This window comes from Ornithinimicrobium flavum, assembly GCF_004526345.1.
Taxonomy (GTDB): Bacteria; Actinomycetota; Actinomycetes; order Actinomycetales; family Dermatophilaceae; genus Ornithinicoccus; species Ornithinicoccus flavus.
Genome location: NZ_CP038213.1, coordinates 3,259,337 through 3,285,397 on the forward strand (window position 1 = coordinate 3,259,337; position 26,061 = coordinate 3,285,397).

At 72.0% G+C, this 26,061-nt stretch carries 25 protein-coding genes, 5 tRNA genes and 1 pseudogene; 17 read left to right on the forward strand and 14 right to left on the reverse strand.

The annotated features are described in order from the left end of the window. Nucleotides 1-88 precede the first annotated feature (88 nt). Together E3Z34_RS15385 and E3Z34_RS15390 are read right to left on the reverse strand one after the other, a co-directional pair. Nucleotides 89-178 (reverse strand) — tRNA-Ser (locus tag E3Z34_RS15385). A gap of 47 nt (nucleotides 179-225) precedes the next feature. After that, a complete protein-coding gene (locus tag E3Z34_RS15390) occupies nucleotides 226-684 on the reverse strand; it encodes a nucleoside deaminase (RefSeq protein WP_134774310.1) in 459 nt (152 codons plus the stop codon). A 19-nt stretch (nucleotides 685-703) separates the two neighbouring features. Between E3Z34_RS15390 and upp the strand changes: the two genes are divergently transcribed. The 4 genes from upp (at nucleotide 704) to E3Z34_RS15405 (ending at nucleotide 3,088) form a co-directional block, all read left to right on the forward strand. Beyond that, nucleotides 704-1,342, forward strand: a complete 639-nt coding sequence (upp, locus tag E3Z34_RS15395; RefSeq protein WP_134774311.1) for a uracil phosphoribosyltransferase — start codon at nucleotides 704-706, stop codon at nucleotides 1,340-1,342. A gap of 11 nt (nucleotides 1,343-1,353) precedes the next feature. Then, nucleotides 1,354-2,520: a pyridoxal phosphate-dependent aminotransferase gene (locus E3Z34_RS15400; protein ID WP_134774312.1), complete on the forward strand. Its 1,167-nt coding sequence runs from the start codon at nucleotides 1,354-1,356 to the stop codon at nucleotides 2,518-2,520. Between the two features lie 129 nt (nucleotides 2,521-2,649). After that, the gene (locus E3Z34_RS17890) at nucleotides 2,650-2,829 is read left to right on the forward strand and encodes a hypothetical protein (RefSeq protein ID WP_170212976.1); all 180 of its coding nucleotides are present in this window, start codon (nucleotides 2,650-2,652) and stop codon (nucleotides 2,827-2,829) included. 10 nt (nucleotides 2,830-2,839) lie between these two features. Beyond that, complete coding sequence (locus tag E3Z34_RS15405; protein WP_134774313.1) at nucleotides 2,840-3,088, forward strand: hypothetical protein; 249 nt, start codon at nucleotides 2,840-2,842, stop codon at nucleotides 3,086-3,088. Between the two features lie 125 nt (nucleotides 3,089-3,213). On the opposite strand, the gene E3Z34_RS19950 is transcribed toward E3Z34_RS15405, so the two are convergent. Next, the gene (locus E3Z34_RS19950) at nucleotides 3,214-4,335 is read right to left on the reverse strand and encodes a hypothetical protein (protein ID WP_338043743.1); all 1,122 of its coding nucleotides are present in this window, start codon (nucleotides 4,333-4,335) and stop codon (nucleotides 3,214-3,216) included. Between the two features lie 46 nt (nucleotides 4,336-4,381). Between E3Z34_RS19950 and def the strand changes: the two genes are divergently transcribed. Beyond that, entirely contained in the window at nucleotides 4,382-4,951 is a 570-nt protein-coding gene (def, locus tag E3Z34_RS15415; RefSeq protein ID WP_134774314.1) for a peptide deformylase, read from the forward strand. An 11-nt stretch (nucleotides 4,952-4,962) separates the two neighbouring features. On the opposite strand, the gene E3Z34_RS15420 is transcribed toward def, so the two are convergent. After that, nucleotides 4,963-6,387, reverse strand: coding sequence for a sugar porter family MFS transporter (locus tag E3Z34_RS15420; RefSeq protein WP_134774315.1), 1,425 nt, complete (start codon nucleotides 6,385-6,387; stop codon nucleotides 4,963-4,965). A 149-nt stretch (nucleotides 6,388-6,536) separates the two neighbouring features. On the opposite strand from E3Z34_RS15420, the pseudogene E3Z34_RS15425 reads away from it, so the two are divergent. Together E3Z34_RS15425 and E3Z34_RS15430 are read left to right on the forward strand one after the other, a co-directional pair. Beyond that, nucleotides 6,537-7,470: pseudogene (locus E3Z34_RS15425) on the forward strand (pyridoxal phosphate-dependent aminotransferase). Beyond that, a complete protein-coding gene (locus tag E3Z34_RS15430; protein ID WP_134774316.1) occupies nucleotides 7,467-8,438 on the forward strand; it encodes a 2-hydroxyacid dehydrogenase in 972 nt (323 codons plus the stop codon). Before E3Z34_RS15425 ends, E3Z34_RS15430 begins: the two are co-directional and overlap by 4 nt. Before the next feature lie 67 nt (nucleotides 8,439-8,505). Here the strand turns inward: E3Z34_RS15430 and E3Z34_RS15435 are convergent. After that, nucleotides 8,506-8,578 (reverse strand) — tRNA-Arg (locus tag E3Z34_RS15435). Between the two features lie 205 nt (nucleotides 8,579-8,783). On the opposite strand from E3Z34_RS15435, the gene E3Z34_RS15440 reads away from it, so the two are divergent. Then, a complete protein-coding gene (locus E3Z34_RS15440; RefSeq protein WP_134774317.1) occupies nucleotides 8,784-10,607 on the forward strand; it encodes a phosphoenolpyruvate carboxykinase (GTP) in 1,824 nt (607 codons plus the stop codon). After that, complete coding sequence (locus E3Z34_RS15445) at nucleotides 10,607-10,912, forward strand: hypothetical protein (protein WP_134774318.1); 306 nt, start codon at nucleotides 10,607-10,609, stop codon at nucleotides 10,910-10,912. Before E3Z34_RS15440 ends, E3Z34_RS15445 begins: the two co-directional genes overlap by 1 nt. 64 nt (nucleotides 10,913-10,976) lie before the next feature. Here the strand turns inward: E3Z34_RS15445 and E3Z34_RS15450 are convergent. Then, nucleotides 10,977-11,068 (reverse strand) — tRNA-Ser (locus E3Z34_RS15450). 141 nt (nucleotides 11,069-11,209) lie between these two features. Here E3Z34_RS15450 and E3Z34_RS15455 point away from each other — a divergent pair. From E3Z34_RS15455 to E3Z34_RS15465, 3 genes are all read left to right on the forward strand, one after another. Continuing rightward, the gene (locus E3Z34_RS15455; protein WP_134774319.1) at nucleotides 11,210-12,808 is read left to right on the forward strand and encodes an LCP family protein; all 1,599 of its coding nucleotides are present in this window, start codon (nucleotides 11,210-11,212) and stop codon (nucleotides 12,806-12,808) included. 89 nt (nucleotides 12,809-12,897) lie between these two features. Then, nucleotides 12,898-12,980 (forward strand) — tRNA-Ser (locus E3Z34_RS15460). A gap of 147 nt (nucleotides 12,981-13,127) precedes the next feature. Next, nucleotides 13,128-13,481: a YtxH domain-containing protein gene (locus tag E3Z34_RS15465; protein WP_134774320.1), complete on the forward strand. Its 354-nt coding sequence runs from the start codon at nucleotides 13,128-13,130 to the stop codon at nucleotides 13,479-13,481. A 114-nt stretch (nucleotides 13,482-13,595) separates the two neighbouring features. Here the strand turns inward: E3Z34_RS15465 and epsC are convergent, their stop codons facing one another. After that, nucleotides 13,596-14,213 (reverse strand): serine O-acetyltransferase EpsC, encoded by a 618-nt coding sequence (gene epsC / locus E3Z34_RS15470; protein ID WP_134774321.1) that lies wholly within the window; start codon nucleotides 14,211-14,213, stop codon nucleotides 13,596-13,598. Beyond that, the gene (cysK, locus tag E3Z34_RS15475) at nucleotides 14,213-15,148 is read right to left on the reverse strand and encodes a cysteine synthase A (RefSeq protein WP_134774322.1); all 936 of its coding nucleotides are present in this window, start codon (nucleotides 15,146-15,148) and stop codon (nucleotides 14,213-14,215) included. The genes epsC and cysK overlap by 1 nt, the downstream gene beginning before the upstream one ends. 125 nt (nucleotides 15,149-15,273) lie before the next feature. Here cysK and E3Z34_RS15480 point away from each other — a divergent pair, with 125 nt between their 5' ends. Beyond that, the gene (locus tag E3Z34_RS15480) at nucleotides 15,274-17,607 is read left to right on the forward strand and encodes a (Fe-S)-binding protein (protein WP_134774323.1); all 2,334 of its coding nucleotides are present in this window, start codon (nucleotides 15,274-15,276) and stop codon (nucleotides 17,605-17,607) included. Between the two features lie 49 nt (nucleotides 17,608-17,656). On the opposite strand, the gene E3Z34_RS15485 is transcribed toward E3Z34_RS15480, so the two are convergent. Together E3Z34_RS15485 and dcd are read right to left on the reverse strand one after the other, a co-directional pair. Next, the gene (locus tag E3Z34_RS15485; protein ID WP_134774324.1) at nucleotides 17,657-18,517 is read right to left on the reverse strand and encodes a M15 family metallopeptidase; all 861 of its coding nucleotides are present in this window, start codon (nucleotides 18,515-18,517) and stop codon (nucleotides 17,657-17,659) included. A 10-nt stretch (nucleotides 18,518-18,527) separates the two neighbouring features. Continuing rightward, complete coding sequence (gene dcd, locus E3Z34_RS15490) at nucleotides 18,528-19,109, reverse strand: dCTP deaminase (RefSeq protein ID WP_134774325.1); 582 nt, start codon at nucleotides 19,107-19,109, stop codon at nucleotides 18,528-18,530. A gap of 83 nt (nucleotides 19,110-19,192) precedes the next feature. Between dcd and E3Z34_RS15495 the strand changes: the two genes are divergently transcribed. Beyond that, nucleotides 19,193-19,263, forward strand: a tRNA-Gly gene (locus tag E3Z34_RS15495). A 60-nt stretch (nucleotides 19,264-19,323) separates the two neighbouring features. Here E3Z34_RS15495 and cutA read toward each other — a convergent pair. Continuing rightward, on the reverse strand, nucleotides 19,324-19,689 hold the full coding sequence (gene cutA / locus E3Z34_RS15500; protein ID WP_134774326.1) for a divalent-cation tolerance protein CutA: 366 nt from the start codon (nucleotides 19,687-19,689) through the stop codon (nucleotides 19,324-19,326). Next, nucleotides 19,686-21,008 (reverse strand): aspartate aminotransferase family protein, encoded by a 1,323-nt coding sequence (locus E3Z34_RS15505; RefSeq protein WP_134774327.1) that lies wholly within the window; start codon nucleotides 21,006-21,008, stop codon nucleotides 19,686-19,688. Before E3Z34_RS15505 ends, cutA begins: the two co-directional genes overlap by 4 nt. Before the next feature lie 63 nt (nucleotides 21,009-21,071). Here E3Z34_RS15505 and E3Z34_RS15510 point away from each other — a divergent pair, with 63 nt between their 5' ends. Both E3Z34_RS15510 and E3Z34_RS15515 read left to right on the forward strand, forming a co-directional pair. Next, complete coding sequence (locus tag E3Z34_RS15510) at nucleotides 21,072-22,718, forward strand: AMP-binding protein (RefSeq protein ID WP_134774328.1); 1,647 nt, start codon at nucleotides 21,072-21,074, stop codon at nucleotides 22,716-22,718. 235 nt (nucleotides 22,719-22,953) lie between these two features. Then, entirely contained in the window at nucleotides 22,954-23,523 is a 570-nt protein-coding gene (locus tag E3Z34_RS15515) for a DEAD/DEAH box helicase family protein (RefSeq protein WP_158288709.1), read from the forward strand. Here E3Z34_RS15515 and E3Z34_RS18330 read toward each other — a convergent pair. Then, the gene (locus E3Z34_RS18330) at nucleotides 23,520-24,380 is read right to left on the reverse strand and encodes a mycothiol transferase (protein WP_202976972.1); all 861 of its coding nucleotides are present in this window, start codon (nucleotides 24,378-24,380) and stop codon (nucleotides 23,520-23,522) included. The two genes, E3Z34_RS15515 and E3Z34_RS18330, sit on opposite strands and share 4 nt — an antisense overlap. A gap of 38 nt (nucleotides 24,381-24,418) precedes the next feature. Then, nucleotides 24,419-25,204, reverse strand: coding sequence for an SDR family NAD(P)-dependent oxidoreductase (locus E3Z34_RS15525; protein ID WP_134774329.1), 786 nt, complete (start codon nucleotides 25,202-25,204; stop codon nucleotides 24,419-24,421). 166 nt (nucleotides 25,205-25,370) lie between these two features. On the opposite strand from E3Z34_RS15525, the gene E3Z34_RS15530 reads away from it, so the two are divergent. Further along, on the forward strand, nucleotides 25,371-26,060 hold the full coding sequence (locus E3Z34_RS15530; protein ID WP_158288710.1) for an HAD family hydrolase: 690 nt from the start codon (nucleotides 25,371-25,373) through the stop codon (nucleotides 26,058-26,060). Nucleotide 26,061 lies beyond the last annotated feature (1 nt).

A 26,061-nucleotide genomic window follows, 5' to 3' on the forward strand; every position in this document is an offset into this window, starting at 1 on the left:
ACCGCGACCGACCGCGGGACGACGAAGGGCCGGACCCGCGCGATGCAGGTCCGGCCCCGTCCGACGCCCTGAGGCATCTCTGGCTGGCTGGCGGTGGCGGTGGGATTTGAACCCACGGAGGACTTGCGCCCTCACACGCTTTCGAGGCGTGCTCCTTAGGCCGCTCGGACACGCCACCGCCGGACAGGTTACCCGAGGACGACGGGCCTCCCGAAATCCCGGGGGTCAGCGGCGTCGGTCGAAGAAGTCGAGCAGCAGCGCCGCGCACTCGGCCTCCAGCACCCCGCCCACCACCTCGACCCGGTGCAGGGCCCGGCGGTCGCGCGGCAGGTCCCAGACGGACCCGCAGGCGCCGGCCTTGCCGTCCCAGGCGCCGAAGACGACCCGGTCGACACGGGCGAGCAGGGCGGCGCCGGCGCACATCGCGCACGGCTCGAGGGTCACGACCAGCGTGCACCCGTCCAGGCGCCAGGACCCGCGCCGCTCTCCCGCCTCGCGCAGCGCCACCACCTCCGCGTGCCCGGTGGGGTCGTGCTCGAGCTCGCGCACGTTGCGCCCCCGGCCGAGCACCCGGCCGTCCGCGTCCACCACGACGGCACCGATCGGCACGTCCTCGGCCTCGTCGGTCGCCCGGGCCTCGGCGAGCGCCAGCCGCACCCAGTCGGCATACCCCGGTGTCTGCATGGCGGGTACGTTACGCAGTATGCGCGTCCACGTTGCCGACCACCCGCTCATCGCCCACAAGCTGACCTACCTGCGGGACAAGCGCACGGACACCCCGACCTTCCGCCGGCTCGCGGACGAGCTGGTCACGCTCCTCGCCTACGAGGCCACCCGCGAGGTGCGGGTCGCCCCCTTCGACATCGAGACCCCCGTCGCCGCGACCCAGGGCATCCACCTCGCCACCCCGAAGCCGCTGGTCGTGCCCATCCTGCGGGCCGGCCTGGGGATGCTGGACGGGATGATGCGCATGCTCCCGACCGCCGAGGTGGGCTTCCTGGGGCTGGTCCGCAACGAGGAGACCTTCGAGGCGCACACCTACGCCAACCGGCTGCCGGACGACCTCGACAAGCGCCAGTGCTACGTCCTGGACCCCATGCTGGCCACCGGCGGCACGCTCATCGCGGCGATCCAGTACCTCGTGGAGCGCGGCGCCGACGACATCACCGCCATCACCCTCCTGTCCGCGCCCGAGGGCATCGAGCGGGTGCAGGCCGAGCTGGTCGACATCGGCCGGCCGGTCACCCTGGTCACCGGGGCGATCGACGAGCGGCTGAACGACCAGGGCTACATCGTCCCCGGGCTGGGCGACGCGGGAGACCGGCTCTACGGGGTCGTCTGAGGAGGTCAGGTATGCCGTCCGCCCGGGTGTCGCGCCGCTCGCAGGTCGAGCCGTTCCACGTCATGGAGGTGCTCAAGGCGGCGGCCGCGCGGCAGCGCAGCCACGGCGACGTGATCCTGCTGTGCGCCGGCCAGCCCTCCACCCCCGCGCCGGAGCCGGCCCGCGACGCGGCGGTCGCGGCCACGACCACCCAGGTGCTCGGCTACACGGAGTCCGGCGGGATCCTGCCGCTGCGGCACGCCATCGCCGACCACCACCGCGAGACCGCCGGGATCGAGGTCGACCCCGACGACGTGCAGGTCTTCCCCGGCTCCTCGGGGGCGTTCACCGCGCTCTTCCTCGCGGCCTTCGACGTGGGTGACACCGTCGCGATGACCCGGCCGGGCTACCCCGCCTACCGCAACACCCTGCGCGCCCTGGGTTGTCACGTGCTGGAGCTGGAGTGCGGTCCCGACACCCGCTTCCAGCCGACCGTCGCGATGCTGGAGGCGCTGCCGGAGCCGCCGGCCGGGCTGGTCGTCGCCTCCCCCGCCAACCCCACCGGCACGATCATCGACGCCGCCGAGCTGGCCGCGATCGCCCGGTGGTGCGAGGAGCACGGCACCCTGCTCGTGAGCGACGAGATCTACCACGGCCTCACCTACGGGCGCCCGACCGCCAGCGCCTGGGCCACCTCCCGCGAGGCGGTGGTCGTGGGGTCGGTGAGCAAGTACTTCTCGATGACGGGCTGGCGGCTCGGCTGGCTGCTCGCCCCGCACTCCCTGCGGCGCCCCCTCGAGGTCCTCAACGGCAACCTCAACATCTGCGCCCCCGTCGTCTCGCAGTACGCCGCGCTCGGCGCCTTCACCCGGCCGGCCCTGGCCGAGCTGGACGCGCACCGGGAGCGGTATGCCGCCACCCGGCAGCTGCTCATCGCCCGCCTCCCGGAGGTGGGGCTGCGGGACTACGCCCCGCCGGACGGGGCCTTCTACGCCTGGTGCGACGTCGGTCACCTGACGGACGACTCGGTGGCGTGGTGCCGCGACCTGCTCGCCGACTGCGGGGTGGCGATCACCCCCGGCGTCGACTTCGACACCGTCGACGGCCACCGGATGGTGCGCCTCAGCTTCGCGGGGTCCACGGCGGAGGTCGCCGAGGCCCTGGACCGGATGGAGCGCTCGCCCCTGCTACAGGGCTGACGCGCCGCCGCGACCCGGCGCTGCACCGCATACCACGTCACATCTGTCACACTGGCACCAGGCTGACGCGTGCTGCCTCTCCCTGCCCCCTCGCGCGCCCGGCCCGTTCCGCCTGTCGATCCCTGAGGAGTGCCCGATGCCGTCCACGGTGAAGAAGATCCTGCTCTGGCTGATCTTCGGCTTCCTCATCTACGCGATCATCACCAGCCCCGACGTGCCGCGGACATCGTGCGGGGCGTCTGGGACATCATCGCCGAGGGTTTCCTCAACATCTTCCGCTTCTTCAACATGCTCATGAACGGCGGCTGAGGAGCACCCGATGGCACCCGCCGGGAACCGCGCGGTCCGGATCAGCAAGCGGATCCTGGACCGCTACCTGCTGGACGACGAGGTCCCCATCGTGGCGACCCGCCGGCACTGGGCGCGGCTGGTGGAGCCGGTCGGCACGACCTTCGTCGGCCTCTTCGTCGCGGCCGGTCTGTCCCGCCCGCCTGGAGCAGGGGCTCGGCGACGCCGTGGTCTGGCTGCTGTGGTTCGTCCTGCTCGTGTGCGCGCGGTCTGCACCTGATGGAGTGGCGCAACGACTGGTTCGTGGCCACCGACCGCCGGATGCTGATGGTGTACGGCCTGGTCACGCACAAGGTGGCGATGATGCCGCTGGCCAAGGTGACGGACATGACTACGGGCGGTCCCTCATGGGCCGGATGCTCGGCTACGGGCAGTTCGTGCTGGAGTCGGCCGGGCAGGAGCAGCGATGCGGGAGATCAGCTGGTGCCCGACCCGGACGAGGTACCGCCGCATCTGCGCACGATCTTCGGCCAGCACCCCGACCTCGACCCGCACGGGCGGGAGCGCTTCGACGACGCCTTCGACGAGGAGGTGGGCGGGGACCCCTTCGAGGCGACCTTCCACGACGAGGCCCCCAGCGTCGTCGACCGCTTCGACAGCGACATCGTCCGGGTCCGGGCCGGACGCCCGGCAGCGACGACGGCGACCCGGCCCGGGCGACGGGACCGGCAGCCACGCTGGGAGGCGGTGGAGCGCCACGAGCTCCCCTCCGACTGGACGTGGGTGAGGACGAGGCGCGCGGCGCGCGGGCGGCGACCCGGCGGAGGGTCGCGGTGGACCCGGACCCCACCCCGCCGCGCGGGCGCCGCTAGCGGCCCGGCCGGGATCAGGCGGAGGGCTCGAGGTCGAGGACCCAGCGTTCGCCTTCCTCCCGGAAGCCGATCCTGCCGTAGTACGGGGTTGGCGCATCCGCTCGGGGGACAGGATGCGCCGGACCCCTCGCCGCTGGAAGAGCCCGGAGCGCCGGAAGACGAACTCACCGGGCGAGAAGTCCCGGTGCGCCGGCGTCACCCAGTCCAGCAGGACCTCCTCGGTCCCGCCCCCGGCGTCCCGGGTCACGACGACGCCCACCGTCTCGTCGCCCTTGAGCACGAGGTAGGCCGAACGGCCCGGACGGTCCTCGGCCCCGGTCCCCTGGGCGGAGTAGACCGGGAAGTACCGGTCGATGTCCTCGCGGTGCACCGCGAGGACGTGGGCCAGGTAGGCGTCGTCCGCGCCGACCTCCACGACGCTGTAGGTCCCCTCGTCGTGCCGGGTCCGCAGCATCTGCCAGAGGTAGACCACGTTGATGAGCGCCAGGACCACGTTGAGGCCCACCATGGGCCACACCTCGACGATCCCGTTGTAGACGAGCAGCACCAGGCAGCCCGCCAGGTTGATCAGGCGCAGGCGCAGCAGCCGGGTCTGCAGGAGGGAGACGACGAGCACGCCGGACCCCACCCACCCCAGGACCTCGATCCAGTTCACGTCGACAGGTTAGGGCCAGCGGCGCCGCATACCTAGAATCCTGCCCATGGCAGTCCGTCCCATCACCGTCATCGGCCACAAGGCCCTCCACTCCCCGACCAAGAAGGTCAAGGAGATCACCGACGAGGTCCGCACCCTCGTGGCCGACATGTTCGAGACCATGGAGGCGGCCGACGGGGTCGGCCTGGCCGCCAACCAGGTGGGGTCGCGCCTGCGCATCTTCGTCTACGACTGCCCGATCTCCGCCGAGGAGAACGCCCGTGGGGTCGTCGTCAACCCCGTGCTCGAGCGCCTCGGCACCCCCGGGCCGCTGCACGACGAGGAGGACGGCGAGGGCTGCCTGTCGGTGCCCGGCGAGTGGTTCCCCCTCGCGCGCCACCCCCGCGCCCGGGTCACCGGCACGGACCTGGACGGCAACGAGGTCGTCCTGGAGGGCTCGGGCCTGTTCGCCCGCTGCCTGCAGCACGAGACCGACCATCTCGACGGCTACCTCTACGTCGACCGTCTCACCGGCCCGATCAAGACCGAGGCGCGCGAGGCGGTCAAGGACCGCGGCTGGGCGGCCGACGGCGTCCTGAAGTGGGACCCCACGACCACCGAGGCCAAGGACGTCTGAGCCGCCCGGCCCTAGTCCATGTCCTCCAGCTCGCGGCCCTTGGTCTCGGGGACCCACCTGGCCACGAAGAAGAAGGACAGCAGGGCGCACAACGTGTAGAAGCCGTAGGCCACCCCCAGCCCCAGGTCGGCCATGACGGGGAACGAGGTGGAGATGGCGAAGTTGGCCAGCCACTGGGCCGCAGCCGCGATGCCCAGCGCCGTCGCGCGGATCCGGTTGTTGAACATCTCACCCAGCAGCACCCACACGCCCGGGCCCCACGACATGCCGAAGAAGACGACGAAGGCGTTGGCGGCCACCAGGGCCACGAGGCCCTGACCGTCGGAGAGGACCGGCACGAGCTGTTCGCCCTGCTGGACCCGGTCGGCGGTCGCGAAGATCCACGCCATCGTGCCGAGGGAGACGAACATCCCCGCCGAGCCGACGAGCAGCAGCACCCGCCGGCCGATCTTGTCGATGAGCGCTATGGCCACGATCGTCACCGCGATGTTGGTCACCGACGTGATCACCGTCTGGGTGAGCGCGTCGTCCTCGGTGAAGCCGACGGCCTGCCACAGGGTCGAGGAGTAGTAGAAGATGACGTTGATCCCGACGAACTGCTGGAAGACCGACAGGCCGATGCCGATCCACACGATCGGCAGCACCCTGCCGGCGTCGCCGCGCAGGTCCCTCAGGGAGGCCCGGGCCTCCTGACGCACGGTGCGCTGGATCTCGCGAATGCGCTCGGGGATGCCCCGGAGCATGACGCGGCCGAGCACCTCACGGGCGTCGTCGAGCCGCCCGAGCGAGACCAGGTAGCGCGGCGACTCCGGGATGGTCAGTGCCAGGACGCCGTAGGCCACCGCGGGGAGGACCTCCACCCAGAACATCCACCGCCAGGCGAGGCTGCCCCAGAGCGCCTCGCCCGAGCCGCCCGCCACGCTGGCGAGGAAGTAGTCGGAGAGCAGTGCGACGAAGATGCCGACCACGATCGCCATCTGCTGCAGCGAGCCGAGCCGCCCGCGGATGGAGGCGGGGGAGATCTCGGCGATGTAGGCGGGTGCGATGACCGAGGCGGCTCCCACGCCCATTCCGCCGAGCACCCGCCAGAAGATCATGTCCCACGGCCCGAGGGCGAAGCCCGAGCCGATCGCCGAGACCGAGAAGAGGACGGAGGCCAGGACCATCACCCGGATCCGCCCGACCCGCTCGGCCAGCCGCCCCGCGAGGTAGGCGCCGACGACGCAGCCGAGCAGTGCAGAGCTGACCACGAAGCCGGTGAGGACCGAGCCCATCTCGAAGTCGGCGCGCATGGCCCCCACCGCACCGTTGATCACGGCGGTGTCGAAGCCGAAGAGGAAGCCTCCCAGGGCTGCGACGGAGGCCAGCTGGACCGCCTTGCCCAGCAGGTAGTCACGCTCACCCTGCTCGTGCGTGCCCGTCGTGTTCGTCGACATCCTCATCCCTCCCGGATCGGCCACCACGCCCGTCGACGTGCTAGGCACCAGTGTGCGACCGATCCTGCGGCTCCGCGAGGCGTGGTCGACCCTCGTCCGGCTCACCGGGTCACCGGGTGCGCGGACGCGTGCACCACTACGGTAGGGCGATGAGGCTCGCAGACAGGCTGGACAACCTCGGCACGGAGACGGCCTTCGCGGTTGCGGCGGCCGCCGCCGACTGGAAGGCCCGGGGCAACGAGGTCTACCCCTTCCACCTCGGCGACCTGGACTTCCCCCTGGCCGACCACATCGTCGAGGCGATGAACGCCGCCATCGCCGACGGACGACGGCTTCGCGATCGACCTCGACCAGGTGCGCGACCTCATCACCGACCGGACCGTGGCCATCATCTACAACAACCTGCAGAACCCGATCTCGGCCGAGTCCACCGACGCCGAGCGGGAGGCGATCGCCGCGCTCGCCCAGGAGCACGACCTGTGGGTCCTGTCGGACGAGGCCTACTTCGAGATGCGCTACGACGGCACGTCGACCTCGATCGCCTCGCTGCCGGGGATGGCGGAGGACGTGCATCCTCTACACCTTCTCCAAGAAGTTCGCGATGACCGGCTCCCGCCTGGGCTGCGCGGTGGCTCCCGAGGAGCTCGGCCGGGTCTTCTCGACGATGAACACCAACGACGAGTCCTGCACCACCCACTACGTCCAGTGGGCCGGGATCGCCGCGCTGCAGGGCACCCAGGAGCCGGTGGAGCGGATGCTCACCGAGCTCCGCGGCCGGCGGGACGCCGCGTGCGAGATCGTCAACAGCACGCCCGGTATGTCGGTCGAGGTCCCGTCCTCGACGTTCTACCTCTTCCCGGACGTGACCGAGGCGATGCAGATCGTCGGCGCGACCGACCTCGCCGACTTCGCCCAGCAGGCGCTGCACAGCACCGGGGTGAGCTTCTCACCCGCAACCACTTCGGCCGGCCGCAGCCCGGGGAGGGCCGCAGCTACATCCGGTTCGCCTACTCCGGGCTGCCGGAGGAGCGCATCCGTGAGGGGCTCAGCGGCCTGCGCAGCTGGGTGGAGGCCGCCCGATGACCGGCCCGTCCCGGGTCGTCGTCACCGGCCGGGTCCCCCGCCCGGGGCTGGACATCCTGCGCCGGGACGGCCACCGGGTCGAGGTGTGGGACAGCGAGGACCAGCAGCCCCGGGAGCAGCTGCTGGAGCAGGTCCGGGGTGCGGACGCGCTGATGACCCTGCTCACCGAGCAGGTCGACGCCGAGCTGCTGGACGCGGCCGGCCCCCAGCTCAAGGTCGTCGCCAACGTCGCGGTGGGCTACAACAACGTCGACGTCGACGCGTGCCGCGAGCGGGGCGTGGTCGCCACCAACACCCCCGGCGTCCTCACCGACGCGACGGCCGACATCGCGATGGCCCTCATCCTCATGACGACGCGGCGGCTCGGTGAGGGCGAGCGGGTCATCCGGTCGGGCACACCCTGGCAGTGGGGCATGTTCTACCTGCTGGGCACCAGCCTGCAGCACAAGACGCTCGGCGTCGTGGGGCTCGGCGCGATCGGCGCCGCGACCGCGCGACGGGCCAGGGCCTTCGGGATGAACGTCATCTACACCTCCCGGTCCTCGGCGGCCAGGGAGCTCGAGACCGAGCTGGGCACCCACCGGGTCGACATGGACACCCTGCTCGCCCAGAGCGACGTCGTCTCCCTGCACTGCCCCTACTCCTCCAGCACCCACCACCTGCTCTCGACCGAGCAGTTCGCCGCGATGAGGCCCTCCGCCCACGTCGTCAACACCGCCCGGGGGGCCGTGATCGACGAGGCCGCCCTGGTGGAGGCGCTGCGGGAAGGTGAGATCGCCGGGGCCGGGCTGGACGTCTTCGAGGAGGAGCCGGCCGTGCACCCCGGCCTCCTCGAGTGCGACAACGCCGTCCTGCTGCCCCACCTGGGGTCGGCCACCATCGAGACGCGCACCGCCATGGCCACCCTGGCCGCCGACAACGTCGCCGCCGTCCTGGCGGGACGCGAGCCGCCCACGCCGATCGGCTAGGCACGGGCACGAGAAAGGGCCCCCACCGCATCCGGTGGGGGCCCTCGTCCTCTGTCTCAACACAGAGCGCGCCCGAAGGGATTCGAACCCCTAACCTTCTGATCCGTAGTCAGATGCTCTATCCGTTGAGCTACGGGCGCAACGAGGCAGTACTTTACACGGCAGGGGGCGGGGCCACGAAATCGCGACGTCGCGACCGACCCCCGGCGTGACCTTCCTCATGATCCCCCCGAGCCGGGCCACCCAGGTCCGACGCCGCACCCCGGAACCGATACCGTGGGAGCAGCGGGGCGATGACGCCCTCTCGCCACGACGCTGGCGGCGGACGCCAGGGAAGGACAGCTGATGCCGGACATCACAACCACCGGTGGCACCAGCCACGCCGAGCTCGACGCCTGGGTGAAGGAGGTGGCCGCCCACACCCACCCCGAGAAGGTCGTGTGGATCGACGGGTCCGACGAGGAGATCGAGCGCATCAACGCCCTGCTCGTGGAGGCGGGGACCTTCACGAAGCTGGCCGACGACAAGAAGCCGAACAGCTACCACGCCCTCTCCGACCCCCAGGACGTCGCCCGGGTGGAGGACCGCACCTACATCTGCTCGGTCGAGCAGAAGGATGCCGGCCCGACCAACAACTGGATGGACCCCGAGGAGATGAAGGGCAAGCTGTGGCCGTTGTTCGAGGGGTCGATGCGGGGACGGACCATGTACGTCATCCCCTTCGTCATGGGCCACCTCGAGGCCGAGGACCCCAAGTACGGCGTGGAGATCACCGACTCCGCCTACGTCGTCGCCTCCATGCGCATCATGGCGCGCATCGGCGCGAAGATCCTCGCGCAGATGGAGGAGACGAACGCCCCCTTCGTCAAGGGCCTGCACTCGGTCGGCGCCCCACTGGAGGAGGGCGAGGTCGATGTGCCGTGGCCCTGCAACGAGACCAAGTACATCGTCCACTTCCCCGAGGAGCTGGCAATCTGGTCCTACGGCTCCGGCTACGGCGGCAACGCCCTGCTGGGCAAGAAGTGCTACGCCCTGCGCATCGCCTCGGTCATGGCCCGGGACGAGGGCTGGATGGCCGAGCACATGCTCATCCTCAAGCTCACCAGCCCCGAGGGCGAGGTGCACTACATCGCCGGGGCCTTCCCGTCGGCTTGCGGCAAGACCAACCTGGCGATGATCGAGCCGACCATCCCGGGGTGGAAGGCCGAGCTCGTCGGGGACGACATCTCCTGGATGCGCTTCGGGGAGGACGGGCGGCTCTACGCCGTCAACCCCGAGTTCGGGCTCTTCGGGGTCGCTCCCGGCACCGGTCGCTCCACGAACCCGGTGGCGATCGACACCATCGAGGCCGGCAATTCCATCTTCACCAACGTCGCCCGCACCCCCGACGGCGACGTCTGGTGGGAGGGGATGACCAAGGAGAAGCCAGCCGAGCTCATCGACTGGCACGGCGAGCGCTGGACCCCCGACTCCGACCAGCTCTCCTCCCACCCCAACAGCCGCTTCTGCACCCCGATCCTGCAGGTGCCGAACATCGCGCCGGAGTACGACGACCCGCGCGGGGTGCCGATCTCGGCCATCATGTTCGGCGGGCGTCGCAAGACGACCGTGCCCCTGGTCACCGAGTCCCGCGACTGGCAGCACGGCACCTTCATCGCCGCCACGCTGTCGTCGGAGACGACCGCCGCGGCCACCGGCGCGGTCGGTGTGGTGCGGCGCGACCCGATGGCGATGCTCCCCTTCATCGGCTACAACGCCGGTGACTACGTGGACCACTGGCTGGAGATCGGCAAGAAGGCCGACGCCGACAAGCTGCCGAAGGTCTTCCTGGTCAACTGGTTCCGGCGCGACGAGGACGGCAACTTCCTGTGGCCCGGGTTCGGCGAGAACTCCCGCGTCCTGAAGTGGATGGTCGACCGGATCACCGGGAAGGCGGAGGCCGAGGAGACCCCGATCGGGTTCCTCCCTCTGCCCGAGGACATCGACACCGACGGTCTCGACACCTCGACCGACGACGTTGCCGCCGCGCTGCACTACTCCCCCGAGGAGTGGCAGGCCGAGCTACCGCTCATCCGCGAGTGGTTCGAGACCTTCGGGGACGACCTGCCCAGCGCCATGGCCGACGAGCTGGCGACCCTGGAGCAGCGACTGGCGGAGGCGAGCGTCTGATGGCCATCGTCCCCGGTGAGGAGCCCCCGGTCTTCGAGGAGAAGCCGCTGCTCGCCGACGAGCCGCCCCCTCCCGGCACGGGGGACGACATCGCCGAGCAGGTGGAGGAGCTGGACGAGCAGATCCGGTCCGGCGGGTCCGAGGAGGTCGAGCAGGCCGACGAGGCGGCCGACGCGGTCGAGGGCGACGCCCAGGACGCGCAGGACGCCGAGGCGGACGACGACCCGGGCAGCGACGCGGACGCCGAGGCCGACCCGACCTCCGACGAGGGTGCCGACCCGGAGGACCCGGAGGCGCAACGCTGAGGCCCTGACGACGGGACGACGAAGCCCCGGCCACCACGGTGGCCGGGGCTTCGTGCTCGATCGGCGGAGGCGGAGGGATTTGAACCCTCGATGGGGCTCTAAACCCCAAACCCGCTTAGCAGGCGGGCGCCATAGACCAGACTAGGCGACGCCTCCAGATCAGGGATCAGGGTAACCCTCCACCTCGGGCCGCTCCAAACAGCCCTCCCAGGTCAGCACCAGCCGGGGCTGATAGGACAAGATGTTGCCCACCACCCTCACGGGTGCAGCACCGTCCGAAAGGCGACCCGCACCTCCATGAGCACTCCCCGTGGCGATCGTGGCGTCGAGCACGCCGCGCACCGCACACGCAACGACTTCCGCGCCTCCCAGCAGCGCTCGGGGATGGGTCGCGCCCTGGGTCTGACGACCCTCAGCGCGCTGCTGCCGGGTCTGGGTCTGCTGGGGACGAGGCGGCGGGGGGTCGGGATTGTCGTCGTCACCCTGGCCGTGCTGGGGCTGGGCGCCGCGGGGGTGTATGCCGTCTCGAACGGGCTGACGACGACCGCGCTGGAGACCGCCGGCAGCACCCGCACGCTGCAGGTCATCGCGGGGGTCCTGGTCGCGGGGACGGTCGTCTGGATCGCGGCGATCGCGCTGACCGCGCTGCAGGCCCGGCCCCGCCGGACCACCGGGGTCCAGAAGCTGGGGCTGGGGATCTTCACCACCCTGCTGTGCCTGGCGGTGAGCGCGCCGGCGGCCCTCGGGGTGCGCTACATCAGCGCGCACGTCGACGCCGTCGGCAAGGTCTTCAGCTCCGAGTCCGTCGGGGCCAGCGGTGCCACCCCGACCTCGGCGATCCGCCAGGACACCGAGAACCCGTGGGAGGACCTCCCCCGGGTCAACCTGCTCCTGCTGGGCTCGGACGCCGCGGAGGCCCGGGAGGGGACGCGCACCGACACGATGATCGTCCTGAGCGTCGACACCACCACCGGCGACTCGGTGATGTTCTCCGTGCCGCGCAACCTCATGCGGGTGCCGTTCCCGCGCGAGCACCCGCTGCACGAGGTCTACCCCGCCGGGTACGACTGCGGCGACCAGTGCCTGATGAACGCCGTGTGGACGGAGGCGGAGAAGCACGCGGAGGAGTTCCCCCAGCTCTACGCGGGGGACGCGCTGCCCGGCCTCACCGCGACCAGGGAGGTCCTGGAGACGGTCCTGGGCCTGGAGCTGCACCATACGGTGATCGTCAACCTGCAGGGCTTCGAGGACCTCATCGACGCCATGGGCGGGGTGGTCGTCAACATCCAGGAGCCCATCCCCGTCGGTGGTCGCACCTACACCGACGCCGCGGGCAAGCTGCAGCTGGACCCCACCTCCGACGTCACCTGGCTGCAGCCCGGGTCGCAGCGGTTGGACGGGGCGACCGCCCTGGGCTACTCCCGCTCGCGGGTCACCACCGACGACTTCAGCCGGATGCGGCGCCAGCGGTGCATGGTCGCCGCCGTCATCGACCAGGCCGAGCCCATGACCCTGCTCCAGCGCTACCCCCAGATCATCGGCGCGGTCGGTGACAACGTCGCCACCGACATCCCCGCCCAGGACCTGGACGAGTGGGCGACCCTGACCCTGCGCGTGCAGGCCGGGACCATGCGCAGCCTGCCGTTCACCAGCTCCAACACCGACACGGTCGACCCCAACTTCTCCGAGATCCGGGCGAGGGTCTACGACGCGCTGCACGCCACCCCCGTGCCCCCGCCCCCGAGCACCCCCGACGACGCGGCCACCACCAGCAGCCCCGAGGCTCCGGCCCCCACCGACGACGCCGCCGTCACGACCTCCCCCACCGACGACGCGGCCATCAGCACGGGCCCCGTCGTCGACGAGCTCGAGGACGTCGGCGCGGTCTGCGACTGACCCACCGCCCGGCGGGAGGCGTGCGAGAATGGTGGGAGGGAACCGGTCCGGGTCGAGGCGTGCGGGCGCCCCGGCCGGGGGCCGCTCCTGGAGGGTTCGCATAGTGGCCGAGTGCAGGCGCCTTGAAAGCGCCCGAGGGAGACCTCCGTGGGTTCGAATCCCACACCCTCCGCCGACCGGCGTTCCCGCCCACGGGCGGACGGCAGCGACCTGCGGGGAACAATCCGCCCCTCCCTGCCGGTTGGTGCATCTCGACAGGCCACCCCGACCCTGAACTTGTAGGCTCGGGGTGAACGTGACCCATCGAGAAGGAGTCATCATGAACAAGCTTCTGCTGATCGTCGGCGCCGCCGCAGGCTACGTGCTGGGGGCCCGTGCGGGCCGCGAGCGCTACGACCAGATCGCCGACCGCGCCAACCAGCTGTGGACCGACCCCCGCGTCCAGGAGAAGGTCGAGGAGGTCAAGGCCAAGGCTCCGGAGGTCGCCCACAAGGTCACCGACCAGGCCAAGTCCGTCGCCGACCAGGCCAAGAGCAAGGCCCAGGGCAAGGAGAGCACCGGCATGGACGGCAGCTACTCCAACGAGACCGGCTCGATCGACTCCCAGGGCAACGTGACCCTGGACGAGGACAAGCTGGGCGGCCCGACGGGCTCCCTGCCCCCGCAGAGCTGACCGGCCGGCCCGCCCGGCGGGTCCCCGGTATGCCGAACGGCCCACCCCGCAGGGGGTGGGCCGTTCGTCGTCCGTCGTTCGCGTGAGAGGGTCAGGCGCGGACCCGGGCCCCTGTCAGATCCACAGGGCGGGCTCGTCGTAGAGGGCGTGCTGGGGGTCCGACCCCGGCTCCAGCGAGCGGCACTTGGCCGGGACGCCGGTCGCCACGCACATGGCACCCACGTCCTTGGTCACCACCGCGTTGGCACCGACCTGGGAGCCGTGGCCCAGCGTGATGTTGCCCAGCACCTTGGCACCGGCACCGACGATGACGCCGTCGCCCAGGGTGGGGTGCCGCTTGACCGGCTCCCACGACCGGCCGCCCAGGGTCACGCCGTGGTAGAGCATGACGTCGTCACCGATCTCGGCGGTCTCGCCGATGACGACCCCCATGCCGTGGTCGATGAAGAACCGACGACCGATGCGGGCCCCCGGGTGGATCTCGACGCCAGTCGCGGCCCGGGCCGCCTGGGAGAGCAGGCGGGCGGGCAGCCGGGCGCCCTTCTGCCACATGGTGTGGGAGACGCGGTGCACCCACAGGGCGTGCAGGCCGGGGGACGCGAGCGCCATCTCCAGCCGGCTGTCGGTGGCCGGGTCGCGGGCGACTGCTGCGTCGAGGTCCTCGCGGACCCCGGCCACGGCGCGACCCAGCACGCCGGCGGCCTTGCGGGGGGTCTGCAGGAGCGCGAGCATCAGTCGGTCAGCCCCTCGAAGAGCACGGTGGACAGGTAGCGCTCGCCGAAGTCGCAGACGATGGCCACGATGGTCTTGCCGGCGCTCTCCGGCCGACGGGCGATCTCCAGGGCGGCGTGGACGATCGCGCCGCTGGAGATGCCGGCGAGGATGCCCTCCCGGGTGGCGAGCTCGCGCGCGACGCGGACGGCGTCCTCGAGGGAGACGTCGGCGACCTCGTCGTAGATGTCGGTGTCCAGGATCTCCGGCACGAAGTTGGCGCCCAGGCCCTGGATCTTGTGCGGGCCCGGCTGGCCCCCCGAGAGGATCGGCGAGTCGGCCGGCTCGACGACGACCAGCCGGATGTCCGGCTTCTGCTCCTTGAGGTAGCCCCCGCCGCCGGTGATCGTCCCGCCCGTGCCCACGCCCGCGACGAAGACGTCGACCTGGCCGTCGGTGTCCTGCCAGACCTCCGGGCCGGTGGTGGCGCGGTGGACGGCCACGTTGGCGGGGTTGGCGAACTGGCGGGCCCGGACCGCCCCGGTGGACGCCGCGATCTCGTCGGCCTTGGCCACCGCGCCCTTCATCCCCTCCGAGCCCGGGGTGAGCACGAGCTCGGCGCCGTAGGCGCGCAGCAGCGCGCGACGCTCCAGGCTCATCGTCTCCGGCATGGCGAGGATGACCTTGTAGCCGCGGGCGGCGCCGACCATGGCCAGGGCGATCCCGGTGTTGCCGGAGGTGCCCTCGACGATCGTCCCGCCGGGCTGCAGCCCACCGGCCTCGACGGCGGCGTCGATGATCGCGGCCCCGATGCGGTCCTTGACGGAGTTGGCGGGGTTCTGGGACTCCAGCTTGACGAGCACCTGGGCCCCCTCGGCGACGCCCTCGGTGAGGCGGTTGAGGCGGACCAGGGGGGTGCGGCCGATGAGCTGGGTGATGTCGTCGTAGACGGGCACGTCGAGAGCCTTTCGTGGGGGACGGTACTTCTCTCAGCGGTTATACAACAGTCAACACCGGGTTATTCCACCGGTCCCGCCCGACCGTCCGTGCCCGTGTCGGAGCACGGGACTACTCTCTCGGTATGTCGTTCACCGCCCTGCAGGTCTTCGCCATCGCCGTCGCGTCCCTGGTCACCCTGGCGGCGGTCGCCCTGTTCGTGCGCACGATCGTGGCGTTCGTGGCCAGGTTCCGCCTCGGTCAGCCCGCCTCGCGCACCGACGAGCCGGGGACCCGGACGCTGACCCTGCTGCGGGAGTTCCTCGGGCACACCCGGATGGCGCGCAAGCCCCTGGTCGCCGTCGCCCACTGGGGCGTGATGCTGGGCTTCCTGCTCCTCACGACGACGCTGGCCACGGCTTACGGCCAGCTCGTCGACCCCTCCTTCGCGCTGCCGCTCATCGGGCACTGGCCGCCCTACATCTGGCTGGCCGAGCTCTTCGGGTGGTTCACCATCCTGGGCATCCTGGCGCTGATCGTCGTCCGCCAGCGCAGCCACCCGCGCTCCCTGGAGCGGCGCAGCCGGTTCTGGGGGTCGACCTTCTGGCAGGCCTACGTCGTGGAGTTCGTCATCCTCGGCGTCGGCCTGTGTATCGTCGCGCTGCGCGGTCTCGAGTACGCCCTGGGCCGGGCCACGGGGGCCGACTGGGCCGACCGGCTCCACTTCCCGACGACGAGCTGGGTGGGGAGCTTCTTCGACGGGTTGTCCGTCCAGGCGCTGGAGAGCACCATCGTCGCCGTCGCCCTGCTCAAGATCCTCATCTCCATGGGCTGGATGGTCACGGTGGCCCTGACCCCCACCATGGGTGTGGCGTGGCACCGCTTCCTGGCCTTCCCCAACATCTGGTTCAAGCGGCACGCCGACGGTCGCACCTCCCTGGGGGAGCTGCAGCCGATCACCGTGGGTGGGGAGCCGGTCGACTTCGAGAACATCGAGGAGCTGGACGAGGACGCCTCGCTCGGGGTCGGCAAGGTCGAGGACTTCACCTGGAAGGGCCTGCTCGACTTCTCCACGTGCACCGAGTGCGGCCGCTGCCAGGAGCAGTGCCCCGCCTGGCACACCGACAAGCCGCTCTCCCCCAAGATGCTCGTGGTCAACCTGCGCAACCAGCACCACGCCGTCGCGCCCTGGCTGCAGGCCACCCCGCAGGCTCGGGAGGCCGCCGAGCAGGCCCTCACCGCCGCCGGCGGCCCCGGTGCGGCCAGCCTGCCCGCCCAGCTGGGCGGCATACCCTCCTCCGCCGTCCTGGCCGCGCAGCGCCCGCTGGTCGGCGAGACCGAGGGCGACCCGACGATCCCCAGCGGTGGGGCCGTCATCGACCCCGACGTCCTGTGGTCGTGCACGACGTGCGGCGCGTGCGTCGAGCAGTGCCCGGTGGACATCGAGCACGTCGACGCGATCGTCGACATGCGGCGCTACCAGAACCTCATCGAGTCGGCCTTCCCCGGCGAGCTCGGCGGCCTGTTCAAGAACCTCGAGAACAAGGGCAACCCCTGGGGCATGAACGCCCGCCTGCGGATGGATTGGGCCAAGGACCTCGACTTCGACATCCCGATGGCCGGGGCCGACGTCGAGGACCTCTCCTCCGTCGACTACCTCTTCTGGGTCGGGTGCGCCGGCGCCTTCGAGGACCGCGCCAAGAAGACCACCCGCGCCGTGGCGGAGCTGCTGCACACGGCCGGGGTGTCCTTCGCCGTCCTGGGTGACGGGGAGACGTGCACCGGCGACCCTGCCCGGCGGGCCGGCAACGAGTTCCTCTTCCAGATGCTGGCGATGCAGAACGTCGAGGTCCTCAAGGAGGTCAACGCGACCCGGATCGTGGTGACCTGCGCGCACTGCTTCAACACCATCAAGAACGAGTATCCCCAGGTCGGCGGGCAGTTCGAGGTCGTCCACCACACCCAGCTGCTCAACCGCCTCGTCCGCGAGAAGCGGCTGACGCCGGTGGCCCGCCCGGGCGAGGCCGACACCGCGGGTGTCGCCTCCACCGCCGGGACGGTCACCTACCACGACCCCTGCTACCTGGGTCGCCACAACCAGGTCTACGCCCCGCCGCGCGAGCTGCTGGGCGCCCTGCCCGGCGTGGAGCTGCGCGAGATGCCCCGGCACGGGGAGAAGTCCTTCTGCTGCGGGGCGGGCGGCGCCCGCATGTGGATGGAGGAGAAGATCGGCAAGCGCATCAACCTCGACCGGACCGAGGAGGCGCTCGCCACGGGCGCGGACCGGATCGCGATCGGCTGCCCGTTCTGCCGGGTCATGCTCTCCGACGGCCTCACCCAGAAGCAGTCCGAGGGAGCCCGCGAGGAGGTTGAGGTCGTGGACGTGGCCCAGATGCTGCTGGCCGCCGTGCGCCGTGGGCAGGAGCCGGAGAGCGCGCAGGACGCCTCGCCGGAGCCGGAGCCCCAGCCCGCCGGCTGAGGGTCGGGCGCCTGGCGCCTCGTTTCTCCCCGCTCGCAACCCCGCCGGGTCAGTCGGGCAGCACCAGCGGCGCGAAGTGCTCCCAGTAGGGCTCGCCGCGCAGGTGCATCGCCCAGGCCGCCCGGGGTCCGACGTAGCGCAGGTGCCACGGCTCCGGGGCGTACCCGGTGACCTCCTGGCCGCCCTTCGGGTAGCGCACGAGGAAACCCCAGCGGTGGGCGTGCTCGGCCACCCACCGGCCCTCCTCCGTCTGCCCGAAGCACTGGTAGCTGCAGCTGCCGGCGACGTCGATGGCCAGCCCGAGCTGGTGCTCGCTGTGCCCCGGGCGGGCCGACAGCTGGTCGGCGCGCGCAGCCCCGACCTGCCGCACCCAGTCCTCGTACGTGCCCGCCTGGGTGTCGTGGTCCCGGAACCCGGACGTCACGACGAGCAGGTGCCCCTCCTCGAGGGCGGCCGCCAAGAGCGCCTCGGTCTGGGCGACCACCTCCGAGCGGGCCTGGTAGAAGCCGCCCGGCAGGTCGGCCAGGTCCTCCGGCGCGTAGCGCACCGGCTCCACCGGCCGGTCCCGCGTGACCAGCGCGTAGAGCCGCTCCGGCTCCCGCTCCTCGAGCCCGGTCGGCGGCAGCGCCGTCAGCCCCAGCAGCGGGTCGGCGGCGAAGGAGAACAGCCGGTCGACGGCACCGCCGGGGTCGGCGACCTCCTGGTCCGGGTCGACCGTCCCCTCCGGGGCTCCCGTTGCTCCCGGTGCTCCCGGTGCCTCCGGCGGCGGGACCGCCACGGCGGCCGCCTCCGGGTCCGGCCCGGCCAGCAGCGGCGCGACGGCCAGCACGGCTCCCAGGCCGACCACGGCCAGCAGGGTGCCGTGGGCGGCATACCGGGAGGCGGTCGGACGGGCGCGCCGGTGCCTCATGTCGTCGGCCTCAGTCGTGCACCGCGGTGCGGTGGAAGTTGCGGTAGGACCGGCTGGCGGTGGGGCCGCGCTGTCCCTGGTAGTGGCTCCCGCGGACGTCGGAGCCGTAGGGGTGCTCGGCCGGGGAGCTGAGCTGGAAGAAGCACAGCTGCCCGATCTTCATCCCCGGGTGCAGGACGATCGGCAGCGTCGCGACGTTGGACAGCTCGAGGGTGACGTGACCCGTGAAGCCGGGGTCCACGAAGCCGGCGGTGGCGTGGGTGAGCAGGCCCAGCCGACCCAGGGACGACTTGCCCTCGACCCGGGCGGCCACGTCGTCGGGCAGGCTCACCTGCTCCAGCGTGGAGCCGAGCACGAACTCCCCGGGGTGCAGGACGAAGCTCTCCGCCGCGTCCACCTCGACCAGCCGGGTCAGCTCGGGCTGCTCCTGCGCAGGATCGATGAACGGGTACTTGTGGTTGTCGAAGAGGCGGAAGAAGCGGTCCAGGCGGACGTCGACGCTCGACGGCTGGATCATCGCGGGGTCCCACGGCTCGAGCCGGACCCGCCCGGAGTCGACCTGAGCGCGGATGTCGCGGTCGGAGAGGAGCACGGTGGGTACCTTAACGGTGGGTGGGCTTGGAGGCGCGGGCCGGGCGGGCTACTATGCTTCCTCGGTGCCGGTCACGGCACCACGCGGGCGTAGTTCAATGGTAGAACATCAGCTTCCCAAGCTGAATACGCGAGTTCGATTCTCGTCGCCCGCTCCGGTAGGACCGAGCGCCGCACCCACGGGTCCCGTGGTGCGGCGCTCGTCGTTCCGGGGGTCAGGGGTGCAGCAGCTCGACGTCGTCGATGCCGTCGGAGTTCTTGCGCACCCAGTCGGCGTAGTCGGCCTCGGCGTGGGTGACGGGCACGGCGATGATCTCGGGCACGTCGTAACGGTGGTGGGAACGCACCACCACCGCCACCTGTTCGAAGGCGTCGGCCGTGGTCTTGGCGAGCAGCAGCCACTCCTGGGACTGGTGGACCTCGCCCTTCCACGTGTAGAGCGAGGCCATGGGGCCCAGGACCTGCACGCAGGCGGCGAGCTGGCGGGCGACGAGGTCGGAGGCGATGCGGTGGGCGGACTCGGGGTCGGGCACGCTCACGTGCACCTCGACGAGCGCCGGGTGGACCGGTTGCTCGCTCATGACGCCACCTCCGCCAGCGCCTCGCCCAGGACCGAGACGGCGCGGGCCGCGTCCTCGTGGCTGATGACCAGCGGGGGCACCACGTGCACCCGGTTGCCCATCACCAACGGCCACACCCCGCGGCGCTGGCAGGCGGCCTGGACCTGCTTCATGCGGTCGGCACCGAGCGGGGTCCGGGACTCCCGGTCCGCCACCAGCTCCAGGGCCCAGAAGACGCCCAGGCCCCGGGCGTTCCCGACGAGCGGAGCCTGCTCCGCCAGGGACCGGAGCCCGGGGCCGAGCGTGCGCTCGCCCAGCTCCGCGGCGTGCTCGACGATCCCCTCCTCGCGCATGATCGTGATGGCGGCGACGGCGGACGCCGTGGCCAGTGCGTGACCGGAGTAGGTGAGGCCGCCGGGGAAGGGCCGGTCCTCGAAGGTCGCGGCGACCTCGTCGGACAGGACGAGCCCGCCCAGCGGCACATACCCGGAGTTCACACCCTTGGCGAAGGAGATGAGGTCGGGCCGCACGCCCCAGTGGTCGAAGGCGAACCACGCGCCCGTCCGTCCGAAGCCGGACATCACCTCGTCGAGGATGAGCAGGATGCCGTGCTCGTCGCACAGGGCCCGCACCCCCTCCAGGTAGCCCGGCGGCGGGACGAGGATGCCGTTGGAGCCCACGACCGTCTCCAGGATGATCGCGGCGACCTGGTGCGGCCCCTCGGCCTCGAGGGTGTGCCGCAGGTGGGTGAGCGCACGGTCGGACTCCTCCTGCGGCGTCGTGGCGGAGAACTCGCTGCGGTAGAGGTAGGGCCCCCAGAAGTGCACGACGCCGGGGATGCCGGGCTCGGCACCCCACCGGCGCGCCTCACCCGTCAGCGTGATGGCACCGGCCGTGGCCCCGTGGTAGCTGCGGTAGGCCGCGAGGACCTTGTGCCGTCCCGTGTGCGCGCGGGCCGCCCTCAGGGCGTTCTCGTTGGCCTCCGCCCCGCCGTTGGTGAAGAAGACCTTGTGCATCCCCTCGGGGGCGAGGTCGCTCACCAGGCGCGCGGCCTCCGCCCGGGACTCCTCGGCGAAGGACGGCGCCACGGTCGTGAGCCGCCCGGCCGCCTCCTGGACCGCGGCGCTGAGGCGGGGGTGCTGGTAGCCGATGTTGACGTTGACCAGCTGGCTGGTCAGGTCGAGGAAGCGGCGGCCCTGGTGGTCCCAGAAGTAGGCACCCTCACCGCCGGCGAGCGGCAGCGGGTCCACCGCGCCCTGGGCCGACCAGGACGTCAGGACGTGGCGCCGGGTGAGCTCGCGGATGTGCGCCTCACGCCCGGGGTCTGCGACAGAAGACATAGGCGCACCCTACTGGGGGGGGCACGGTGGCGTCCGCGGCACCGGCGCGGGCAGGATGGGGCCATGGTGGACACCGTGGTCAGGGCCCCCTCGCACGCGGTCGGCGCCGACGCCCCGCCGTTGCTGGAGGAGACGATCGGCGACAACCTGGACGCCACCGCGCGCCGGTGGGCGGGGCGCACCGCACTGGTCGAGTGCGAGTCCGGGCGACGCTGGACGTATGCCGAGCTGGTCGCCGACGTCGACCGCCTCGCCCGGGCCCTGCTCGCCTCGGGCGTCGGCACCGGCGACCGGGTCGGCATCTGGTCGCCGAACACCGCCGAGTGGACCCTCGTGCAGTTCGCGACCGCCAAGATCGGCGCGATCCTGGTCAACGTCAACCCCGCCTACCGCACCCACGAGCTGTCCTACGTGCTGCGTCAGGCCGGCGTCGGCACCGTCGTCGTCGCGGAGTCCTTCAAGGGCAGCAGCTACCCGGCCATGGTGGATGAGGTCCGCGAGGAGTGCCCCGACCTCCGGACGGTGCTGGTCGTCGGCAGCGCGGGGTGGGAGGAGTTCCTGGGCCGCGCTGCCGAGGTCGGCGCCGACCGCCTCGCGCAGGTCCAGGGCAGCCTGTCGCCCACCGACCCGATCAACATCCAGTACACCTCGGGCACCACCGGCTTCCCCAAGGGCGCGACCCTGTCGCACCGCAACATCCTCAACAACGGCTACTTCGTCGGGGAGGGGTGCGGCTACACCGAGCAGGACGTCATCTGCATACCCGTGCCCTTCTACCACTGCTTCGGGATGGTCATGGGCAACCTCGCCGCCACCACGCACGGCGCGTGCATGGTCATCCCCGGGCCGGGCTTCGACCCCGCGGCGACGCTGCGCGCGGTCCGGGAGGAGCGGTGCACCTCCCTCTACGGGGTCCCGACCATGTTCATCGCCGAGCTGGAGCTCATCGACCGGGGCGGGGAGTTCTCGATCGACGACCTCGGCAGCGTCCGGACCGGGATCATGGCCGGCTCGCTGTGCCCCGCCTCGGTGATGCGGCGGCTGATCGACGCCGGCGTCACCGACCTGACCATCTGCTACGGCATGACCGAGACCTCGCCCGTGTCGACCCAGACCACGCCGTCGGACCCCTTCGAGAAGAAGGTGGGGACGGTCGGCCGCGTGGGGCCGCACCTGGAGATCAGGATCGTCGACCCGGTGAGCCGGGAGACCGTCCCCCGGGGCGAGCCGGGCGAGTTCTGCACCAGGGGCTACTCGGTGATGCTCGGCTACTGGGAGGACCCCGAGAGGACCGTCGAGGTGCTGCAGGACGGGTGGATGGCGACCGGGGACATCGGGGTGATGGACGAGGACGGGTTCGTCGAGATCACCGGCCGGATCAAGGACATGGTCATCCGCGGCGGGGAGAACATCTACCCCCGGGAGGTCGAGGAGTTCCTCATGGGCCACCCCGACGTGGTGGACGCCCAGGTCGTCGGGGTGCCCGACGCGAGGTACGGCGAGGAGCTCATGGCCTGGCTGCGTCTCCGCGAGGGTGCCGAGCCCCTCACCGCTGAGGCGGTCCGGGAGTTCTGCTCAGGGTCGCTGGCGCACTACAAGATCCCGCGCTACGTCAGCATCGTCGAGGAGTGGCCGATGACCGTCACGGGCAAGATCCGCAAGGTCGAGCTGCGCGAGGCCGGGGAGAGGATCGTCCAGCAGCGCCCGTGAGGCGGAGGCGGGGTATGCCGGCCGCCGTCACGTCCCCTCCTCGTCCCCCCGCCGCGTTCCCCGTGGCCCTGCGAACCAGGATGGACGAGCGAGACCAGCATGGACAAGGTTCTCGACGGCGCCTGTCCCCGTCTTCCTTGTCCATCGCCGCTCTCCGCCGCCTCACGGCTGCCGCCAGGGTGGAGGCGGGGGTATGCCGGGCCGCCGCCGGGCCGTGACCTGGGATGCTGGACCCATGCTGCTCCTCCTCTTCGGCCCGCCCGCGGTGGGGAAGATGACCGTGGGGCGTGCGGTCGCCGCCCGCAGCAGGTTCCGGCTGTTCCACAACCACATGACCATCGAGCCGCTGCTCGAGACCTTCGGCTACGGGACACCGCCCTTCGAGGTCCTCAACGCGGAGTTCCGGCGGCGCGTGCTCGAGGAGGCCGCCGCCCACGACGTGGACCTGCTCCTCACCCTCGTGTGGGCGCTGGACCACCCGGAGGACGTGGCGGGGATCGAGTCCTACGTGGAGATCTTCGACGGGGACGTAGCCTTCGTCGAGCTGCGGGCGGACCTCGGGACCCGGCTGGAGCGGAACCGCACGGAGCACCGCCTGCTGCACAAGGCCTCCAAGCGCGACGTCGCGTGGTCCGACGGCAACCTGCGGGAGATGGAGGACCGCTGGGTCATGACGTCGCAGGACGGGCCGCAGCGCGCCGCCGAGCTCCTGGCCCGGCACCCTCACCTGGTCCTCGACACGACGGGCCGGACGGCGCAGGAGTCGGCCGACCGGATCCTGGAGTGGGTGGACCAGGGCTCCTAGCGGACCCGCGTCACCGCCACCCCGGCCCGCAGCACCCGGGGGATCTCGGCGACCTCGTCGACCGCGTCGAGGAGCCGGGCCTGATCGGTGGTCGGGGCCGGGGAGTCGAGGGTGACGGCATACTCCACGCCGGTGGACCGCCACCGGTCGTCGAAGTCCCCGTCCACCACCACCGAGACCCCGTCCACGGCCAGCCCCGCCCGCCGAGCCTCGCGGTAGACGTCGTTGAGGACGCACAGCGCGACCGACAGGTGCAGCAGCTGGGCCCCGTTGGCGGCCGGCCCGACCACGACCCCCTGCTCGGTCCACCCGTGCGGCAGCACGACGCCCTCCTCCCCCCGGAGCGACCCCGCGCCGGCCCGGACCCGGAAGGGTGCGTCCTCCCCCCGCGCGGACGACCGTCCTGCGTCGGCCGGCGCCACCACCAGGTCCCGGGTGATCTCGAGATGCCCCAGGTGCTGGCACAGCTCCTCCAGGACGTGGAGCAGCACCCCCTCCGCGCTCCCGCCCCAGAACCGGCCCTCACCCCGCCGGCCCCGGACCGGCCCACCGGGGCCGATCCTGGCCAGGTCTCCCCTCAGCTCCTCCCGCGCGACCCGGGCGCGCGCCACCAGCTCGGCGACCGGCCCGCTCGCCACGAACTCCGCCTCCCGGTCCCGCCGGACGGGCTGCCCGAGGAGCTCCTGCCGGGTCCACTCCGAGACCATCCCGAGGCAGTGGGTGAGGATCTGGTAGGCGGAGTTGGCGCCGGGCAGCTCCGGCACCCGGTTGGCGGTGACGTCGTCCATCCCCGCGACCACGTCGATGATCTCGTCCAGCTTGGCCAGGCAGAAGCGGCCGAGCACGTCCTCGTCCATCCCCGCATCCTGTCGCACGGCGGGCCCCGGGCGGAAGGTCAGACGAAGGGTGGCGTGAACCGCCCGTCGACCGCCGTCCACCCGCCGTCGACCATCACCTGCGACCCGGTGACGAAGGACGCCGCGTCCGAGGCGAGCCAGCACGCCGCACCGACCATCTCCTCGGGCCGGGCCCACCGCCCCAGGGCGGACTTCTCCGCGTAGGCCCGCCCCCAGTCCTGGTCGGCCCGGATCTGGTCGGTCAGCGGGGTCTCGACCACACCCGGCGCGACGGCGTTGACCCGGACGCCGCTCGGCCCCAGCTCGGCGGCGAGGGTCCGGACCAGCTGCTGCACCCCGGCCTTGGTCGCGGCATACACCCCCTGCCCCGGCTCGACGGTGACGGCCCGGATGGAGGTGAAGGCGACGATCGAGCCACGCCCCCGAGCCATCATGCCGGGGGCGAAGGCCCGCGCCGCGTTGAAGGTCCCGCGCAGGTTGAGGGCGACCACCCGGTCGAACTCCTCACCCGTGTAGTCCAGCAGGCGCTTGCGCACGTTCACCGCCGCGGTGAGCACGAGCACGTCCACCTCGTCGATCCGGTCCGCCCGCCGCCCCAGGTCGCCCTCGTCCAGGACGTCCACCGGGTATGCGGCGTGCCCGCGCCCCGGGTCCCCCACCCGGTCGCGCGCCGCCTCCGCGGTGGCCGGTTCCTTGTCGAGGCAGGTCACCCGTGCCCCCTGGGCGGCCAGCCCGGCGGCCACCTCGCTCCCGATCCCGCCCACCCCGACCACGACGGCGTGCCGCCCGTCCAGCCGGAACATCCGGGCGTAGTCCAGCGTCATGGGCCCAGTGTGGCAGGCCGGTCCGACCCGGTGGCCAGGGACTTCGGGCCGTCGGCGAGGGACTTCGGGCCGTCGGCGAGGGACGGCAGCCCGCCGGCGAGGGTCGCCGGGCCGTCAGCGAGGGACGGCAGCCCGTCGCCGGGGACGGCCCGCCTACGCTGGCCGGATGGACGCGCGGGACGTGGTGGCCTCCAGCGAGGCGGTGCTGGTCGACTTCGACGGGCCGCTGGCGCGTCTGCTGCCGGGCAGGCGGTGGCTGGAGCTCTCGGACCGGGTGCGCGCCCGGGCCGGGGAGCTGGGCGGCCCCGCGCTGGAGCAGGCCCTGGAGGGTCAGCCCGACCACGTGCAGGTCCTGCGCTCCGCGGCGGCGCGCGCCCCCGAGGTGGGGCCGCCCCTCGCGGCCTTGGTGACCCGGGTCGAGCTGGCGGCGGCCGAAGAGGTCGCGCCGGGTGCGGGGGCCGTTGCCTTCCTGGAGGAGTGCCTGGAGCGCTCGGCGGTCGCGGTGATCACCAACAACGACCCCCGGGTGGTGGGGCTCGTGCTGGACCGGGCCCGCCCGGGCCTCACCGACCGCCTGGCCGTCGTGCTGGGGCGGGTGGACGACCGCCTCGACGACCTCAAGCCCAGCCCCGCCATGCTCCACTCCGCCCTGCGGACGAGCGGGGTCGGGGCGGCGACCGCGGTCTTCCTCGGGGACTCGGTGACCGACGTCGAGGCCGGGCTGGCTGCGCGCGTGCGGGTGGTCGGCGTGGCAGAGGACGCCACGCGGCGGCAGGAGCTGCTGACCGCAGGTGCCGTCGCCGTCGTCGCCTCCGTGGCCGACCTGCTCTGCACCGGCGGGCCCGACCGTCGATAAT

Coding starts and splice junctions, on each gene's coding strand:
- E3Z34_RS15390 (WP_134774310.1), bottom strand. CDS start 684: ATGCAGACACCGGGGTATGCCGACTGGGTGCGGCTGGCGCTCGCCGAG.
- upp (WP_134774311.1), top strand. CDS start 704: ATGCGCGTCCACGTTGCCGACCACCCGCTCATCGCCCACAAGCTGACC.
- E3Z34_RS15400 (WP_134774312.1), top strand. CDS start 1,354: ATGCCGTCCGCCCGGGTGTCGCGCCGCTCGCAGGTCGAGCCGTTCCAC.
- E3Z34_RS15405 (WP_134774313.1), top strand. CDS start 2,840: ATGGCACCCGCCGGGAACCGCGCGGTCCGGATCAGCAAGCGGATCCTG.
- def (WP_134774314.1), top strand. CDS start 4,382: ATGGCAGTCCGTCCCATCACCGTCATCGGCCACAAGGCCCTCCACTCC.
- E3Z34_RS15420 (WP_134774315.1), bottom strand. CDS start 6,387: ATGTCGACGAACACGACGGGCACGCACGAGCAGGGTGAGCGTGACTAC.
- E3Z34_RS15430 (WP_134774316.1), top strand. CDS start 7,467: ATGACCGGCCCGTCCCGGGTCGTCGTCACCGGCCGGGTCCCCCGCCCG.
- E3Z34_RS15440 (WP_134774317.1), top strand. CDS start 8,784: ATGCCGGACATCACAACCACCGGTGGCACCAGCCACGCCGAGCTCGAC.
- E3Z34_RS15445 (WP_134774318.1), top strand. CDS start 10,607: ATGGCCATCGTCCCCGGTGAGGAGCCCCCGGTCTTCGAGGAGAAGCCG.
- E3Z34_RS15455 (WP_134774319.1), top strand. CDS start 11,210: ATGAGCACTCCCCGTGGCGATCGTGGCGTCGAGCACGCCGCGCACCGC.
- E3Z34_RS15465 (WP_134774320.1), top strand. CDS start 13,128: ATGAACAAGCTTCTGCTGATCGTCGGCGCCGCCGCAGGCTACGTGCTG.
- epsC (WP_134774321.1), bottom strand. CDS start 14,213: ATGCTCGCGCTCCTGCAGACCCCCCGCAAGGCCGCCGGCGTGCTGGGT.
- E3Z34_RS15480 (WP_134774323.1), top strand. CDS start 15,274: ATGTCGTTCACCGCCCTGCAGGTCTTCGCCATCGCCGTCGCGTCCCTG.
- E3Z34_RS15485 (WP_134774324.1), bottom strand. CDS start 18,517: ATGAGGCACCGGCGCGCCCGTCCGACCGCCTCCCGGTATGCCGCCCAC.
- cutA (WP_134774326.1), bottom strand. CDS start 19,689: ATGAGCGAGCAACCGGTCCACCCGGCGCTCGTCGAGGTGCACGTGAGC.
- E3Z34_RS15505 (WP_134774327.1), bottom strand. CDS start 21,008: ATGTCTTCTGTCGCAGACCCCGGGCGTGAGGCGCACATCCGCGAGCTC.
- E3Z34_RS15510 (WP_134774328.1), top strand. CDS start 21,072: ATGGTGGACACCGTGGTCAGGGCCCCCTCGCACGCGGTCGGCGCCGAC.
- E3Z34_RS15515 (WP_158288709.1), top strand. CDS start 22,954: ATGCTGCTCCTCCTCTTCGGCCCGCCCGCGGTGGGGAAGATGACCGTG.
- E3Z34_RS18330 (WP_202976972.1), bottom strand. CDS start 24,380: ATGGACGAGGACGTGCTCGGCCGCTTCTGCCTGGCCAAGCTGGACGAG.
- E3Z34_RS15525 (WP_134774329.1), bottom strand. CDS start 25,204: ATGACGCTGGACTACGCCCGGATGTTCCGGCTGGACGGGCGGCACGCC.
- E3Z34_RS15530 (WP_158288710.1), top strand. CDS start 25,371: ATGGACGCGCGGGACGTGGTGGCCTCCAGCGAGGCGGTGCTGGTCGAC.